The 16,794-nt window shown below is 46.0% G+C and carries 14 protein-coding genes; 8 read left to right on the forward strand and 6 right to left on the reverse strand.

From position 1 onward, the window contains the following. Positions 1-58: 58 nt before the first annotated feature. On the reverse strand, positions 59-1,246 hold the full coding sequence (gene kbl, locus BMZ72_RS17955; RefSeq protein WP_089810768.1) for a glycine C-acetyltransferase: 1,188 nt from the start codon (positions 1,244-1,246) through the stop codon (positions 59-61). Between the two features lie 371 nt (positions 1,247-1,617). On the opposite strand from kbl, the gene BMZ72_RS17960 reads away from it, so the two are divergent. The 5 genes from BMZ72_RS17960 to BMZ72_RS17985 all read left to right on the forward strand — a co-directional run bounded on the left by BMZ72_RS17960 (position 1,618) and on the right by BMZ72_RS17985 (position 8,307). Beyond that, complete coding sequence (locus tag BMZ72_RS17960; RefSeq protein WP_012788583.1) at positions 1,618-2,103, forward strand: RNA polymerase sigma factor; 486 nt, start codon at positions 1,618-1,620, stop codon at positions 2,101-2,103. 50 nt (positions 2,104-2,153) lie between these two features. After that, the gene (locus BMZ72_RS17965) at positions 2,154-3,284 is read left to right on the forward strand and encodes a hypothetical protein (RefSeq protein ID WP_089810770.1); all 1,131 of its coding nucleotides are present in this window, start codon (positions 2,154-2,156) and stop codon (positions 3,282-3,284) included. Positions 3,285-3,293: 9 nt separating this feature from the next. After that, positions 3,294-4,226, forward strand: a complete 933-nt coding sequence (locus tag BMZ72_RS17970) for an outer membrane beta-barrel protein (protein WP_089810772.1) — start codon at positions 3,294-3,296, stop codon at positions 4,224-4,226. A gap of 395 nt (positions 4,227-4,621) precedes the next feature. Next, complete coding sequence (locus tag BMZ72_RS17980) at positions 4,622-7,570, forward strand: M16 family metallopeptidase (protein WP_089810776.1); 2,949 nt, start codon at positions 4,622-4,624, stop codon at positions 7,568-7,570. Between the two features lie 164 nt (positions 7,571-7,734). Then, on the forward strand, positions 7,735-8,307 hold the full coding sequence (locus tag BMZ72_RS17985; RefSeq protein ID WP_089810778.1) for a L,D-transpeptidase family protein: 573 nt from the start codon (positions 7,735-7,737) through the stop codon (positions 8,305-8,307). A 226-nt stretch (positions 8,308-8,533) separates the two neighbouring features. Here the strand turns inward: BMZ72_RS17985 and BMZ72_RS17990 are convergent, their stop codons facing one another. The 4 genes from BMZ72_RS17990 to BMZ72_RS18005 form a co-directional block, all read right to left on the reverse strand. After that, positions 8,534-9,478 (reverse strand): alpha/beta hydrolase, encoded by a 945-nt coding sequence (locus BMZ72_RS17990; protein ID WP_089810780.1) that lies wholly within the window; start codon positions 9,476-9,478, stop codon positions 8,534-8,536. 71 nt (positions 9,479-9,549) lie between these two features. After that, positions 9,550-11,178, reverse strand: a complete 1,629-nt coding sequence (locus BMZ72_RS17995) for a RagB/SusD family nutrient uptake outer membrane protein (RefSeq protein ID WP_089810782.1) — start codon at positions 11,176-11,178, stop codon at positions 9,550-9,552. A 170-nt stretch (positions 11,179-11,348) separates the two neighbouring features. After that, a complete protein-coding gene (gene acs, locus BMZ72_RS18000; RefSeq protein WP_089810784.1) occupies positions 11,349-13,262 on the reverse strand; it encodes an acetate--CoA ligase in 1,914 nt (637 codons plus the stop codon). Between the two features lie 200 nt (positions 13,263-13,462). Further along, a complete protein-coding gene (locus tag BMZ72_RS18005; protein WP_089810786.1) occupies positions 13,463-13,762 on the reverse strand; it encodes a hypothetical protein in 300 nt (99 codons plus the stop codon). Positions 13,763-14,156: 394 nt separating this feature from the next. Between BMZ72_RS18005 and BMZ72_RS18010 the strand changes: the two genes are divergently transcribed. Both BMZ72_RS18010 and BMZ72_RS18015 read left to right on the forward strand, forming a co-directional pair. Next, positions 14,157-14,780, forward strand: a complete 624-nt coding sequence (locus BMZ72_RS18010; protein ID WP_089810787.1) for a helix-turn-helix transcriptional regulator — start codon at positions 14,157-14,159, stop codon at positions 14,778-14,780. Between the two features lie 170 nt (positions 14,781-14,950). Then, positions 14,951-15,400: a hypothetical protein gene (locus BMZ72_RS18015; RefSeq protein ID WP_089810789.1), complete on the forward strand. Its 450-nt coding sequence runs from the start codon at positions 14,951-14,953 to the stop codon at positions 15,398-15,400. Here BMZ72_RS18015 and BMZ72_RS18020 read toward each other — a convergent pair. Further along, complete coding sequence (locus tag BMZ72_RS18020) at positions 15,392-15,913, reverse strand: 5' nucleotidase, NT5C type (RefSeq protein WP_089810791.1); 522 nt, start codon at positions 15,911-15,913, stop codon at positions 15,392-15,394. The two genes, BMZ72_RS18015 and BMZ72_RS18020, sit on opposite strands and share 9 nt — an antisense overlap. A 94-nt stretch (positions 15,914-16,007) precedes the next feature. Here BMZ72_RS18020 and BMZ72_RS18025 point away from each other — a divergent pair, with 94 nt between their 5' ends. Next, positions 16,008-16,754, forward strand: coding sequence for a DeoR/GlpR family DNA-binding transcription regulator (locus BMZ72_RS18025; RefSeq protein WP_089810792.1), 747 nt, complete (start codon positions 16,008-16,010; stop codon positions 16,752-16,754). The last annotated feature ends 40 nt before the right edge of the window (positions 16,755-16,794 follow it).

Here is a 16,794-nt window from a genome sequence, read left to right on the forward strand (position 1 = left end):
CACGAAATGACAAAAGGATGCCATATGGCATCCTTTTGCAGATCTTATATATAAGCAGTTATTTAATTACGCCTAATTCTTTACCAACCTTGGTGAAAGCGGTGATGGCCTTGTCCAGGTGAGCTTGTTCGTGAGCGGCACTGAGCTGTACGCGGATACGCGCCTGGCCTTTTGCTACAACCGGGAAGAAGAAGCCGATCACGTAGATACCTTCTTTCAGCAGTTTGTCGGCAAATTGCTGACTGAGTACTGCATCATACAGCATTACGGGAACGATCGGGTGATCGCCGGGTTTGATATCGAAACCGGCTTCCGTCATTTTGGTACGGAAGTAACGGGTATTGTATTCCAGTTTATCGCGCAGGGCGGTAGTTGCGCTCAGCATATCCAGTACGGAGATAGATGCGCCTACGATGCTTGGTGCAACGGAGTTGGAGAACAGATATGGACGGCTACGCTGACGCAGCATGTCGATGATCTCTTTTTTACCGCTGGTGAAACCGCCGGATGCACCACCCAAAGCTTTACCCAGGGTGCCGGTGATGATATCGATACGGCCCATTACGTTACGGTATTCATGGGTACCGCGACCGGTTTTACCCAGGAAGCCGGAAGAATGGCTTTCGTCGATCATAACGATAGCGTCGTATTTGTCCGCCAGGTCGCAGATCTTATCCAGCTGGGCAATGGTACCGTCCATGCTGAAGGAGCCGTCGGTAACAATGATGCGGCTGCGCAGGTGAGCGGATTCCTGGAGTTTTGCTTCCAGGTCAGCCATATTATTATGCTCATAACGGTAACGCTGTGCTTTACAAAGGCGTACACCATCAATAATAGAGGCATGGTTCAGGGCGTCGGAGATGATGGCATCTTCTTCATTGAACAGTGGTTCAAATACACCACCATTTGCGTCGAACGCTGCTGCGTAGAGGATGGTATCTTCTGTACCGAGGAAGGAAGCCAGTTTCTGCTCCAGTTCACGGTGAATATCCTGCGTACCGCAGATAAAGCGTACACTGCTCATACCATATCCGTGAGTATCAATGGCTTCTTTGGCAGCCTTTACCACATCGGGGTGGCTGGAAAGACCCAGGTAGTTATTAGCACAGAAGTTAACAACGGTATTGCCGCCTACCTGAATTTCGGCGCCTTGTTCTGAAGTGATAACTCGCTCATTCTTGAAAAGGCCGGCTGTGCGTATGTCATCCAGCTCCTTTTGGATACGGGTAATGAATTTCTGATTCATAAATAGCAGATTTTTGTAACCTGGTCAAAGTTATAGGATTAAATGTATTACGAATCCCGCAGCTATATGGACATTTGTCACGGAGCACCAAAAAGTTTGACGGGGTTGTAACATTTGGGGACTGCTCTGCGTCATAGTAATGTCTGCCCCTTGTTCCCCCAACAGGACACATCCTGAAAGGGGGGCTGGCCGAAGGTTGAATTTCCGCGCTATTGAAAAGGATGGCTGAGGCTATGCGGGAACTCTCCATCCGGAGTAGCAGGGTTGACAGAACTGTAACGTACAGGTAAATAGTGTGTTAGAAGTGAGGAAGAGCGATAGCGCGTATTAATAATTGTCGGACATTAGCACTAAAATCCCGCAACACCCGGATGACGGAAAAGGAGTATAATCAATGCGTGGATCTGTACGCGGACAATCTCTTCCGGTTTATTGTTAAAAATTTAGACCATACTGAGGATGCCAGAGATGTTGTACAGAATGCGTTTGAAATATTGTGGAAGCACTGTAAAGATGTGCCTTTTGAGAAAGGCAAGTCATACCTTTTTACTGTAGCGTACCACAATATGATCGACCATGTCCGTAAAGTGAAGCGCATCTCCCTGGTAGACGAGTTCAAAGAGGAAACGAAGATCTCAGAGCAGCGGATCCATGATGCGAAGAAGGTACTGGAGAAGGCGCTGGATCGTTTGACGGATGTACAGCGTTCACTGATATTATTAAAAGACTATGAAGGGTACAGTTATGAAGAGATCGGAGATATCATGAAACTGAATCCTTCACAGGTGAAAGTTTACCTGCATCGCGCCCGCTTACATCTGAAGCAGTACCTGGTCAAAATGGAAAATGTGATCTAGTACAGATCTGGAGAATCGAGTAATATTGCATAATAATTATATGTCTTGATTTGGCAGTAAATATCAACATATCGAACTACGAAGAATTCCTGCTCAGCGCCATTGACGGTGAGCTGACAGGAGAGGAGCGTGCTGCGCTGGAAGCCTTCATGGACCTCCATCCGGAAATCCGCAAGGAACTGGCGCTGCTGGAATCCACGAAACTGCAGCCGGATACAACCATGCAGTTTGATGCCAGAGACATGCTGTACCGCAAGTCTGATGTGTTGTCAGCGACCAATTATGAGCGCTTCCTGCTGGATTATGTTGATAATGAATTAAGTACAGCCGAAAGGACACAGCTGGAGGCATTGATCAGCCAGCATCCGCATATACAGCAGGAACTCAGCCTCTTACAGGCAGCCCGCTTAACCCCGGATCTTACTGTAACATTTGAGAATAAAGCATCGCTATATAAGAAGGAGCAGACCAGGGTACGCCCGCTTTGGTGGTGGAGTGCCGCTGCAGCTGTTGTGGCAGGACTTTCCTTCTGGCTCATTCCGGGACAGCGTACCGGAGAACCGGCAGCTGTTGTTGTCAATCAGCCGGCTGCTCAAACCGGCACGTCTTCACAGACAGCGCCGCAGACGGTAACTGTGCCACAGGCTTCATCATCTGTTGCCCAAAATGATCATCCGGCATCCTCTCAGTCGCAAGTTGCTGATAATGTGACCAATAACGAGGCGCAGCATCCAACAACAGCGGCTGACAAGAACAGGAATACAGCCTTATCAAATGCCCTTGCCCATAACCGGGTAGCTGATAAAGCAGTAAACCGCCAGGCGCCGGAAGCTAACGAATCAAACCAGCAGGAACCTGCTAATCATATTCCTGATACCAGGGCAGTCGCGCTCGCCAAGATACCACAACCGGCATCTACTTCCGGCGAGGTCGTACAGCAACTGCAGGAAAAAAGTGAACAACAGGAGAAGATACTGGCTGAAAACGCAACTGTTGTAGCAGAGAAATCTGCCACAATGGCCAATGCGACCAAGATCAGTAGTGCAGCTCCCGAAGCCGCCAGCGCAGCGCCGGCTAATGTGAAAGGAGAACTGGTGGTAGCAGTGACCATGAACGGAGACAGTAAACTGCTGAATGGGGTTGCCAATGTAGCCCGGTTCCTGTCCCGTAAAAAGAAATAATCAGGAAGAATGAATTTTTTTGATATGAAGGGTAAAGCTTTACGCTATTTATTGTTACTGCTTATTGTAAGTGTTGGTGTACAGGCCCAGACTGCTGACAGTCTTGTTGAGACGTTCCAGGTAAAAGGACTGATCATCATGAAGGGTAAGGATGCAAAAGGCAAACGCATCTTCAGGGTTTACAATGACACCGCTTATGCGAAAGAAAGGTTGAAGAAGAACCTGCAAACCAGGTGGTTTGTTGTGGATCTTGGCTTTAACAACTATATCGACCGCAGCGATTATGGCGGAGCGGTAGCATTATCCTATTACGCAGCACCCAACGGCTATGCAGACAGCTATAGTAAATCCTATACTTATTCTGCTGCCGGCCTCAATACCCTGGCGCCTCGTGGAGGAAGTGCACCACTTACACCTTCGGAGTTCAAGCTTATTACCGGAAAGTCCATCAATCTCAACATCTGGCTTTTCCAGCAAAGGCTGAACATCTATAAGCACAAATTAAACCTGATCTATGCGCTGGGTGTCGAAATGAACAACTACCGTTTTGCCAGAAATATCACTTATGTACCAGGTTACCCAACTGAGATCGTAAGAGATAACGTGAATTTCTCTAAAAACAAGCTGTTTGCTGAATACCTGAGCATACCGCTGATGCTGAACTTTAACAGTAATCCGGCCCGTCCTTCCAGAGCCTTTAAAATGGGTATGGGTGTAATGGGTGGTTATCTTGTGAAAGCCAGGACAAAGCAGATCAGCCGTGAAAGAGGGAAAGAGAAAAAAGTAGATGACTTCAACCTGAACAAATGGAAACTCAGCCTTACCGGAGATATAGGTTACGGACCTCTTAAACTTTATGGTAATTTCGCGCTGACTCCTTTACATGATTATGGCCTGGAACAGTATCCTTTCTCAATAGGGATACGTTTTAATAGCTTTTAACGTTTTTTGGGGGATCAAAATCTAAGATGTATGCGTTCTTTTATTGCCTTTCTGGCCTGTACCGGATTTATAGTATGGGCACATTCATGTGAGAAGAGAATTGTAGGGGTTAAAATTTATGGACACAAACCTGGAGTAATTCAAAAGGAAAACGAGTTAAGTTATTCGTCCGTTGAGCAACCACATGAGCACCCTTTACTGTTAGCCAATGTACAGACACCTGTTGCCCTGGATGCACTGTTTGTTAATGTCCGGTATGGACCCGCTTCGGAATTGGACTGGAAGAAATAGTCCATTGCTCATTTTTTAGTTCCATTTAACAAATTACTGCCCGGACACATCCGGACATTACCATTATATTTGGTAATGTTTATTTTATTTTCAAAAACCAATTCATGAACCTCATTCAAAAAGCAAGCTGTCTATTGCTGCTGGCCTCTTCTATGTCCACAATAGCAGGAGCACAACAAAAGAAGTACGAATGGAAGGAGGGGACATCGGGAGGATTTACTTATAAGTATATCGTCAATGATCCGATGAAAGCCCGCTTCTACACGTTGAAAAACGGCCTTACCGTCATCCTTTCTGTCAACAAAAAAGACCCACGCATCCAGACCCTGATCGGTACCCGCGCGGGTAGTAACGACGATCCGGCTGATCACACCGGGCTGGCTCACTACCTGGAACACCTGCTGTTCAAAGGTACCCAGCAGTATGGCTCACTGGACTGGTCTAAAGAGAAGCCTTATCTGGATCAGATCGAAGGTTTGTATGATACTTACAATCATACAACCGGTGTTACCGCCCGTAACGCAGTTTATCATAAGATAGACAGCGTATCCGGTCTGGCTGCGAAGTATGCCATCGCCAATGAGTATGACAAACTGATGTCAGGCATGGGCGCTCAGGGTACAAATGCACATACCTGGGTAGAAGAGACCATCTATGAGGAAGATATCCCTTCCAACGTAGTGGACAAATTCCTGACTGTGCAGGCTGAGCGTTTCAAAGACCCGGTATTCCGTCTGTTCCATACAGAACTGGAAGCTGTGTACGAGGAAAAGAACAGAGGTCTGGATAACGACGGCCGTAAATCTTACGAGCTGATGTTATCTACCCTGTTCCCTACGCACAACTATGGTCAGCAAAGCACTATCGGTACTATAGAGCACCTGAAGAATCCTAATCTGAAGGCGATCCGTCAATTCTATAATACCTACTATGTACCAGGCAATATGGCGGTAGTAATGGCTGGTGATCTGGATCCTGATCAGGTGATCAAACAGGTAGACAAAGCATTCTCTTACATGCCAGCTAAACCTGTAGTTACTTACAAGGCGCCGGTTGAGAAACCAATGTCTGCTCCGATCGTAAAAGAAGTATTCGGTCCTGACGCTGAAAACGTGATGATCGCCTTCCGTATGCCGGGTGCGCTGGATGTAAAATCCAATGTACTGCTGTCCGTTATTTCTGAAGTAATGAACAACGGTAAAGCCGGTCTGCTGGATCTGAACATCAACAAACAGCAGAAAGTGCTGAAATCAAGCGCGGGCGTAATGGGATGGAAAGACTATTCCGTGTTCTCGCTGAGTGGAACCGCTAAACAGGGCCAGACACTGGAAGAAGTAAAAGACCTGTTACTGGGTCAGCTGGAGATCCTGAAGAAAGGCGAGTTTGATGAATCAATGGTAAAAGCGATCGTAAACAACGCCAAACTGGCTGAACTGACTGGCCTGGAAAGCAACAGCAACCGTGCGAATGCACTGATGGACGGCTTTATCAAACACAGAGGAAAGAACTGGGTAACAGACGTTTCTTTCGTGGATGATATGGGCAAGGTAACTAAACAGCAGATCGTTGAATTTGCCAACAAATACTTCGCGAACAATTATGTACTGCTGTACAAACGTAAAGGCGAAGACAAGAATATTCAGAAAGTAGACAAACCTGCTATTACACCAGTTGAAGTAAACCGCGAAGCACAATCTGCTTTCCTGAAACAGGTAAATGAAATGCCGGCTGCCGGTATTCAGCCAATGTGGCTGGATTACGATAAAGATATCCAGAAAGGTAAACTGGGTGCTTCTGATGTGCTGTATGTACAAAACAAAGACAACGGTCTCTTCCGTCTGTATTACCGTTTTGATATGGGTAGCTGGAATAATAAACTGTATCCGCTTGCGGCACAGTATCTTCAGTTCCTGGGTACCGATAAGTACAGCTCTGAGCAGATCAGCAAAGAATTCTACAATATCGCCTGTAATTTCAATGTTTCTACCGGTGCAGATGTAACCACACTCAGCGTTACTGGTTTACAGGAGAACTTTGATAAAGCAGTGAGTCTGTTTGAACACCTGCTGAAAAATTGCCAGCCAAATGAGCAGGCACTGACCGCATTGAAAGGACGTATGGGGAAAAGCCGCTCAGATGCTAAGCTGAATAAGGGGAATATCCTGAAAGGACTTGCCAGCTATGGTATGTATGGTGACAAGAATCCATTCAACAATCAGCTGAGCCAGGCTGATCTGGATGGTGTTACTGCACAGCAACTGACAGATATCCTGCATGGCCTGCCTGAGTACCAGCATATGGTGATTTATTACGGTCCGCAGACACTGGATGCTGCTATTGCCGCTATTGGTAAACAGCACCAGATCTCAGCGTCTCCAAAAGCAGTACCTGCGCCGGTGAAGTTTGACAAAATTTCACAGGACAAAAATCAGGTGTTATTCACCGATTACGACATGGTACAGTCAGAAGTGAACTGGATCAGGAACGGTGGTACTTACAGTCCTGAAACAACTGCCCTGGTAAGCGTGTTCAACGGTTACTTTGGTGGTAACATGGGTTCTATTGTATTCCAGACCATCCGTGAGTCTAAAGCGCTTGCTTATTCTACTTACGCATACTATGCGGCGCCTGATAAAAAAGACAGCCGTTATTCCATGGTTGCATACGTAGGTAGCCAGGCTGATAAAATGAATGATGCGATCGGTGGTATGAACGAACTGCTGAATGATATGCCTCGTTCCGATAAAGGTTTCCAGACTGCAAAACAGAGCCTGAAACAGGATATCGAAACTGAGCGTATCACACAGGATGGTATCATCTTCAGCTACCTGGCTGCTAAAAAGCTGGGACTGGATACTGATTATCGTAAGACTGTATACGCACAGATCGATGGTATTACCTTTGATAATGTGAAACAGTTCCACGATCAGAACATTGCCAACAAGCCTTATACTTATTGTATCATGGCTTCGGAAAAGAAAGTGAATCCGGAAGAACTGAAGAAGTATGGCGACGTGAAAGTCGTTACACTGGAAGAGATTTTCGGGTACTAATCATATAGCGGTATAACCGTTTTTTCTAAGAACCATCCGGTTCCGTTTAGCTGAAAGTTGAACGGAAATTCCGGATGGTTCTTTATTTTTGCGATCTATTTTTTTGCGCGCTGCAATAATGCATTGACAGCCAACGTTAACTAAATTGCAAAATCCCTGTGAAAATGAATCGCTATTGCTTGTTGATGCTCCTGGTGCTGACTGTGACCGTATCAGGATTTACTTTTAAAGGAAGTGACGAAGACTATTTGTATGAAGTGAAAATACACCCTGGCAACATTGATCCTGATAAAATATTTCTGTTGGTGGACAAGAGTGATTACCGGATGTACTTATATGAGGATGTTACATTAAGAAAGATTTACAAAGTAGTATTTGGCAACAAAGACCAATCAGACAAGAGACAGGAAGGAGATCGCCTGACGCCTGAGGGTACATTTCATATATTGAGTAAAAGAACGGATAAACTCTGGAACCGTTTTATGTTGCTGGATTATCCGAACGAAGCTTCCTGGAATAAATTTCATGAGTTACAGAGTGCGGGTGTATTACCAGCGGGCGCTACCCCTGGTGGTGGCATCGGTATACATGGCGTGGAATGGAACTCCGGTATACGTGATAATTACGTTGAGGGTCGTATCAACTGGACGCTTGGATGCGTTAGTATGAAGAACAGCGACGTCAGTGAACTATACGATATTATCAAGGTAGGAACACCTGTTGTAATAAGACGTTGATCCCTGTATTGCACATTGCAGTGTGTCTTATTACCTTTATTATAAGCAACGAATTCGAAGATCTTACATGCTGAATTTTGATGAAGAACAATGTCGTTATGGCCTTAAGCCGGGAGCATTGTAGTGATGTCTGGCCATCGGTCTGGCATCATGAACTATCATAAAGGCGGGTATTGGTCTTGTGAGGCACACTTCATTCGGGTGGAGTGTGCTTTTTTTATGCAGTCTATTGCAGGAAGCTTTTCACCGCTGTTTTCCATTTCTCTCCTTCATTACGGCAGAATGACTGATGACCTGATTTCTCAAAGATGATCAGCTTCTTTTTGCGTGTGCCCAGCTGACGGTATACGCTGTTGGTTTCCTGCCGGGTAACACGGTTATCCTGTGTACCCCAGCATACCAGCGCCGGCATATGGATGTTTTGTGCATAGTCAGCAGGGTTATAACCGAATCCCCAGAACCCATTCTCAATACCGCCCCAGAAAGTGAGTATTTCTGCCAGCGGTGTGCCTGGTAAATTCACAGCGCGCATTCTTCCTTTAACGGCGTCTGTCAGCTTTGCAAAGGAGCATTCAAGGATAACCTTGTCAGGGTGCAGATGATAGGCAGGAACAGCCCTCAGAACAGCAGCAGCGCCCATGCTTACTCCCCATAGTATAATGTGTTTCTCTCCCTTCTGCTGTACGAAGTTATATGCCAGCATTACATCTTCTGCTTCTTTATAACCGATGGTACAAACGTCCCCCTGACTATTACCATGCGCGCGGAAGTCCATCAGGAGGGTATTGTAGCCCAACAGGCGGAAATAAGCGGCTTCGGGAATCGGGCCGTCTTTGCTTCCATTGTAACCATGAAAGAGGATCACGGTACCTTTTGCGTCCGGACGGGGCATCCACCATCCTTCCAGTTCAAGACCGTTGTAGGTTTGTACATGCATTGTTTCGTAAGGGACTTCCGGCTTGTGGCTGACAGCAGATTTTGAAAGACGTACACCGAGCAGCACCATCTTTGTTTTTTCAAAGACACTCATCTGTTCCGGTTGCTGATGTTTGTTGGCGAATGTGCCGGCAGCATAAAAGTGAGTGAATTTCCAGGCATGAAATGCGGCAACGACATTCAGCAGGAGAAACAAAACAAGGAAAATACGCAGGGTACGTTTCAAAAACTTCATGGTGTAAAAATATAAAAAGCGGGTGTATCATTTTAAGGATACACCCGCTTTTTATATGAAAAAAGGTCAGTTTAGTAACCTGCGTTCTGCGTCATGTTTGGATACAGTTCCAGCACGGATACCGGAATAGGCAGGTACCTGTGATGGTCTTTGTAACCTTTGTCAGTCAGTACCTTTTCTGCCTGATTGGTCAGTACCAGGAATGCATAACGGAAACCTTCGCGATACAATTCATCTTTATACAATGATCCTAATGCTGCAATTGCCTCGTCCATATTTTTAGGATCGGATCCTGATGTCTTGCTGCGGGCGCGGATGGTGTTGATAGCGTCTCTGGTACCGGCGAGGTCGTTTGACATCGCTTTTCCGTAGCCTTTCAGCAACCATGCTTCTGTATAGCGGATCACCGGGAAGAATTTGAAAACTACGCCGTTACGTACGAAGTAACTGGTAAAGAAACTTTCCTGGGTATTTAATAAGGGAAGGGTCCAGATGATCTCATGATTGGATGAATTCGTAAAGACCGTGCTGTAATCAACCAGCTCAAATGCTTTTGAATCGATCACTGCATCGGTGTGTGCAATGAGTGATTCGACGTCGCTTTCCTGGAAGGCTAATCTGGCCAGCAGCATATGTGCTACGTAGCTGGTCGCACGTCCGGTTGAATTAGCAGGCGCGATGACTGGCAACACAGGCAGTACAGCGTTCAGTTCTGTTTTGATAAATGCCCTGGTTTCTTCCCATGAGGCGCGTTTAAGATCGGCGCCGATGTTTGCATTTTTAATAATCGGCAGTTGCCCGAAATAAGTATGTAGGTCCAGGTATGCGAAGGCGCGGTATGCCCTGATCTGTGCTGTCAGCGCTGCGTGATCGCCACTGATCTGCTGCAGACTTAAAAGCATTTTATTCAGCGCTACTATATTGTTGATATAGGCAACCCAGATATTGCTAGTGCCGTCAGTGGATGCGTTAAAGGTAAATTTATCGTAGTCACACCAGTTGGTGATAACACTACAATCTGCATCATCGCTGAGCACCCCGTCCAGTATCGCCAGACGATTATGTGTTACGGCAATGTTGGAGGTGATCGTACCCAGTGCTGTTTCTATCTGGTCTGTTGTGGTGTAAAGGGTCGCTTTTGAATTGGATTTATAGCCGATGATGACATTTACGGTGGTGATGCCATCTTTCCTGAGATCATAGCTGAGGGAGGTTACATCTGCAACATCATTGGCATTGATGATCATGTCTCCATTCAGGTCTTTGAAACGGAAGTCGCCGGGCATCGCTCCTGACTGGAGCGGCGTCTGTGGATTTTTAATTTCTGTTTCGGACTGGAACAGTGTATCTGACACCATTGTATTGCCATTCGCATCGGTCCATATATTGACCATGTCTCCCCTGGAGGCAAAAATGAAATATTTGCCGGGAACGACATTTTCAAACAGTGCTTTACCTGATTGGTCAGCGGTGGCAGTATATGCCGGCTTAGCTTCGAGAAGATCTTTTTTTGATGCAAACAACTCCACTTTTGCATCGGGAGTTATTGTTCCTTTGGGATGGGCTACATCCCATTTGGTGGCATCCCATACAGTAACGACCAGGTCTGGGATCTCAGGAGGCGGGGGCGCTGGATCTGGTGTCTCTTTTTTGCAGGCCCACAGGCTGCATAACAGTACAGGAATGAGGATTTTTTTCATGGAAAATTTGTTAAAGTTGGGATAATGGTCTTTTGTCCGGTTCTGAATGTTTCGTTCGCAGGTTAAATATGGTTCGCTCGGGATCTATGCTACGCGGTTTCCTGGGCACAAGGATACAAAAAAAGGGCTGAATATGTCAGCCCTTTTTATAATGTGAGTGTTAATGACTGTTAAAGTCTGCTTCTTTTGATCTCTTCTACGACAGCCGGATCCAGCAGGGTAGAGGTATCGCCCAGATTGTCCAGCTCTCCTTCAGCGATCTTACGGAGAATGCGGCGCATGATCTTACCGGAACGGGTCTTTGGTAAACCACTGACAAACTGGATCTTATCCGGTTTGGCGATCGGGCCGATGATACGGGATACTGTCTGCAGGATATCCTTTTTGGTCAGTTCCGGATCGTGGGTCTGTCTTTCGGTGATCACGTACGCATAGATGCCCTGCCCTTTGATATCGTGCGGGTAACCTACGACAGCGCTTTCTACTACGCCGGCGTGCATGTTGATGGCATTTTCCACTTCGGCGGTACCGATACGGTGGCCGCTCACATTGAGTACATCATCTACGCGACCGGTGATGCGGTAGTAGCCGTCTTCATCACGCAGACAGCCGTCGCCGGTAAAGTAGAGGTTATCGTATGTGGCGAAGTAGGTCGTGCGGCAGCGTTCATGATCGCCATAGGTCGTACGCAGCATGCCTGGCCATGGGAACTTGATACAGAGGTTACCATTGACGTTATTGCCTTTTATTTCTTCTCCTTTTTCATCTACCAGGATTGGCTGAATACCTGGCAGCGGGAGGGTGGCATAACCTGGTTTTTCTTTGGTGATGCCGGCAATAGGCGTGATCATAATACCACCGGTTTCAGTTTGCCACCAGGTGTCGACAATCGGACAGCGTCCTTTACCGATATGATCTTTGAACCAATGCCATGCTTCCTCATTGATAGGTTCACCAACGCTACCCAGTTTTTTGAGAGAGCTGAGATCTTTATGATTTACCGGACCGAGACCGTATCCCATCAGACTGCGGATAGCGGTTGGCGCGGTATAGAGAATGTTTACACGGAATTTATCTACGATAGACCATAAACGGCCTGCATCAGGATAAGTAGGCACACCTTCAAACATGAGGGTAGTGGCGCCGGCACTGAGCGGACCGTAGATGATATAGCTATGACCGGTGATCCATCCCACATCGGCAGTACAGAAGTAAACTTCGCCGGGTTGGTACTGGAAGGTATTTACGAAGGTATAGTTTGCGTATACCATGTAGCCACCGCAGGTATGTACAACCCCTTTAGGTTTGCCCGTAGAGCCGGAAGTGTAGAGGATAAAGAGCATATCTTCCGCATCCATTTCTTCAGCAGGGCAGGGAGGGTTCCCCATGGTTTCGACCTGTTTGATCTCGTCTTCCCACCAGAGGTCACGTCCTTTGATCATGCTGACAGGTGTGCGGGTGCGGGTACATACGATCACCTTTTTAACGGAAGGGCAGCCGATGAGCGCGTCATCGATAACAGATTTGAGCGGAATATCTTTATTACCACGGAATGCACCGTCGCAGGTGATCACAAGGCTGGCCTGGGCATCCTGGATCCTGTCGGCAATGGACTGGGCACTAAAGCCACCGAATACTACTGAGTGGATCGCGCCGATACGGGCACAGGCAAGTACTGCAATAGCCAGTTCGGGGATCATCCCCATATAGATACATACGCGGTCGCCTTTTTTTACGCCATTGTTTTTCAGCACATTGGCGAACTGGCAAACTTTATTATAAAGGTCACGATAAGTAATAACGCGGTGGCGTTCTTCCGGATCGTTAGGTTCCCAGATAATAGCGGGTGTATTTCCCAGGGTACCCAGGTGACGGTCAAGGCAGTTTTCGGTAATATTGAGTTTACCGCCAGTGAACCATTTCACGTCCGGATCTTTAAAATTCCATTCCAGTACCTTATCCCATTTGCGGCGCCAGTAGAAATGATCAGCAACGTTTGCCCAGAAGCCTTCCGGGTCCATAACGCTCTGCTGATAATTCTGTTGATACTCTTCTAAGCTCTTGATCTGATACGGATAAGCCATAGCTGCAATCAGTTTTTGTTGGTCAAATTAAGTAACGTGTTAGCAATCTGCAGCTTAAATTTAATAAAATTGGGCAATAGTCAATAACAAACCTCTGCATGTTCTGATTGGGCCAGGAATGGTGTTTTCAGCTGGTCTGAGGGGGCTCCCGGAGTTAGCATCTAAATGGGCATAGGTTATGAATGAGTACAGGTGCTTAATTAGTCCTTAGCGGGCTTTCTCCTGTACTTCTCGCAGTATTCCCAAAAACCCTCGAATACTTCATCCAGTATTGCGATGATCTTTTCTCTTTCTGCATTGCTGAGATTGGGCGTAATCTTTTCGCTGTTGGAACTGCCAGGCCTCATGGCAGTACGCATTTTGCGGTAGAAAGTGGGGATGCTCCATGAACATTCCTCGCATACGCGCTCACGGAAGTAGATCGGGAGATTGATCATCCTCGAATGCACATCCTGTAACAAATTGATTGGTTCAGGTGCGGAAGGCATCTTCTTTTTCATGTTGAATGTTTTTGGTTTAATGTGATAATGATTAATTGAGAGTTTCTTACCACTGTAATAATAATGATTGTGATGTAAGCAAATCTATTTATAAATATTTTATTGTAGCAATTTTTAATTAAATATTTTTCTGCGTACTCGTTTTATTATAATTGATTGTTATGTAGTTGATTACAATCGATTTCTGTGAGCTGAAAAATCCCCCTGTCAATATTTCTCATTGAAACACAATGTGTACGGAATTGTTACCCAAAAAATGTGTGTTACTGACATTATCACGCTGATAACTATATTGTCTATATGAATTTCTAATTATGGCATTGAAATGGAAATTATTATTATATTGTATGAATTGCACACCAGCGCAAACCACTGTTAGTAAAATATAGCATACATGTCCAGGTTAATCCACATGGGCCAGCGCCTTAAACAAATATTAAAACAGAAGAAAGTTAAAATAGTAGACTTCGCAGACATGGCTGGTTTTACCAACCAGATCGCACATTATCATTTGCGTAAGAGTGATATGAAGCGGAGTACACTGGAGAAATTCTGTGAGATCATTGGCGTTACACCAGAAGAATTTTATGAATGGAACAGTACCCCATCGGCAAACGGAGAAAAAGGAACAGAAAGTACGATCTTACATCACGGCGGCCGGTTAATGGAGCTGATAGGAGAGCGGGGACTGAATAAAACCAGACTGGCTAAACGTTTGGGAATGAGCCGCAGAACGATGTACAACCTGTTTGAAAAAGAAGTGTTCGGCGCAGAAGAGCTGGACAGGGTTGTAAGAGCACTGGAGATGACTACCACCAGTTTCCTGCATCCAGGCGCCCTGGAAGACGCCCGTCAGGCTGAAAATGATGAAATGCTGGCACTCAGAGAGAAGTACTATAAGTTACTTGAAGAGCACAACATGTTACTGAAAAGCTATTCATCCATCAAAGAAGGACTCGAACTTGCCAAGAAAGACATTTTACAATTACGTAAACAGGCCCGTTCAAAAAAAGGCTGATTCCCGGAAAGACGCAACTAACTATCTCAGTACACCCAAACAATATTCCACAACCGATTAACCCATAATAGCCACATTGTGATCTTCAGGGTTTTTATCGAATAGCAAAATTGTTATAGTTTTACGTGTATTACTATTATGATAATCAAATTATCATAAATCTCCTTTTAATGAACTATCTGCCGAATGCGTTCGATACGCCCGTATGGTATCTGGTAATGCCCGTTTGTGGCGCCGTAGAAGAAGTTTTTACCCGAAAGCGGTATGCTGATATTGTGGCTGCAAAGCTGAACAGTGATCAGCTCCATGCACTGGTAAAAGTGGAGGATTATATGTTCCTGCCCTCGTCCATTCACATCATGATACGCGAAGGCGCACTCACTCTTGACCTGTGGTGGCAACCTTTTATGGATGCCGTACTGGAAGAGATCCGTCAGCTGGCGCCGGACGAAAAACTGTCGTGGTGTAATGAAACATACGAACGCATTGCTGATGCCGAAGCTTTTGAGCACAGGGCATACGAAATGCTCTTCCTGCCAGTTTGGAAAGGCCTGGCCACAGACCCCGAGGGGTACGCCTATAATAGTGTCAACAACAGGGCGAAGATCGACTTACAATAAAAGCCCTGCTACATCCTGCCAGGTATCCACCCTTTTGAAATCAGTTACGTGTACATTATGTGGTGCAGTGAACATCAGTCCCTGTCCCTGGAACGGTTGCAGGTTCTTCACATGGTCATCTATCATATAATCTGCCTGTACGATCGTTTTGGATCCGCAGAAAACAATATGCTGCCATGTAATGAACGGATAGTACTCCGCCAGCCATTCTACCTTCTCCGGAAGGGATGCCGGAAACTCCATCGCTGCTGATACAATAAATACCTCATGCTTATCCTGTAAAGCCCTGATCACTTCCTGACTGTCTTTGATCACCGGTTTCGTTCTGAAGAAGCCTGGTTCAAAAAGGAAAGACCTGATGATGTCCTTTTCATGCGGGAAACCTGTAGTCTCCGGTTTGCCATATAAAGCGTCCTTATCTACCTGTACGCCATAACGTTTAGCATACCAGTCAATCATCTGCTGTGTGGTATCTGCCATAACGCCATCCATGTCTATTGCAATTCTTGCCATATTTTGCTGTTTTGTGCAAATTTATGCCTTTTACTGAGAATAAGTGGCATAATATTGCAAATTGTTTCGTAGTTTTGCTGGAAATTGCAAGAATATGCTGAAAGAAGAGCGCTTTGATTACATCCTCAGGAAGTTGCAGACAGACCATAAGGTGCTGCATACAGAACTGAGTAATGATCTGCAGGTATCTGAAGATACCGTACGGCGCGATCTGGAGGCGCTGGCTCAGAATGGTCTGTTGATCAAGGTAAGAGGCGGCGCTATTCCTCACTCTCCTCATCCGTATGCTTTTAATGAGCGTATCGGCATCCATGAAGACGACAAAAAGGCGATTGCTGCCAAGGCATTGTCTTTCCTGCGCGACGGCCAGACCATTATCATGGATGGTGGTACTTCCACCTACGCCCTCACCAAACTGTTTCCTCCGTCTTTACAACTTACAGTGGTCACTCCCAGTATTCCTATCGCGATGCAACTGATGGAGCATCCGGGAGTAGATGTGATCCTGACGGGTGGCAGACTTTTCAAAAGCTCGCAGGTTACCGCAGGGATCGATACCATCCGTATGATTGAAAAAATGCGGGCGGATATCTGTTTTATGGGAGTGTGTAGTCTGCATCCGGAAGTGGGTGTGACTGGTCCGGATATGGACGAAGCGGCAGTAAAGAATGTCATGGTGCAATCGGCCAACAGGGTCGTAGCACTGGTGACAGGTGATAAAATGGGTACAGCAGAACCTTACAAGGTGTGCCATATAACAGCAATGGATACGATTATAACCGATGAAGCCGGATTATCCCTGGCCTTACCTTACCGACAGCTTGGAATTAATGTTATCTGATAGTAGAACAGTGAACTTTTAAGTATTTCTAAGTAATTAA

This window comes from Chitinophaga sp. YR627, assembly GCF_900114995.1.
Classification (GTDB): Bacteria; Bacteroidota; Bacteroidia; order Chitinophagales; family Chitinophagaceae; genus Chitinophaga.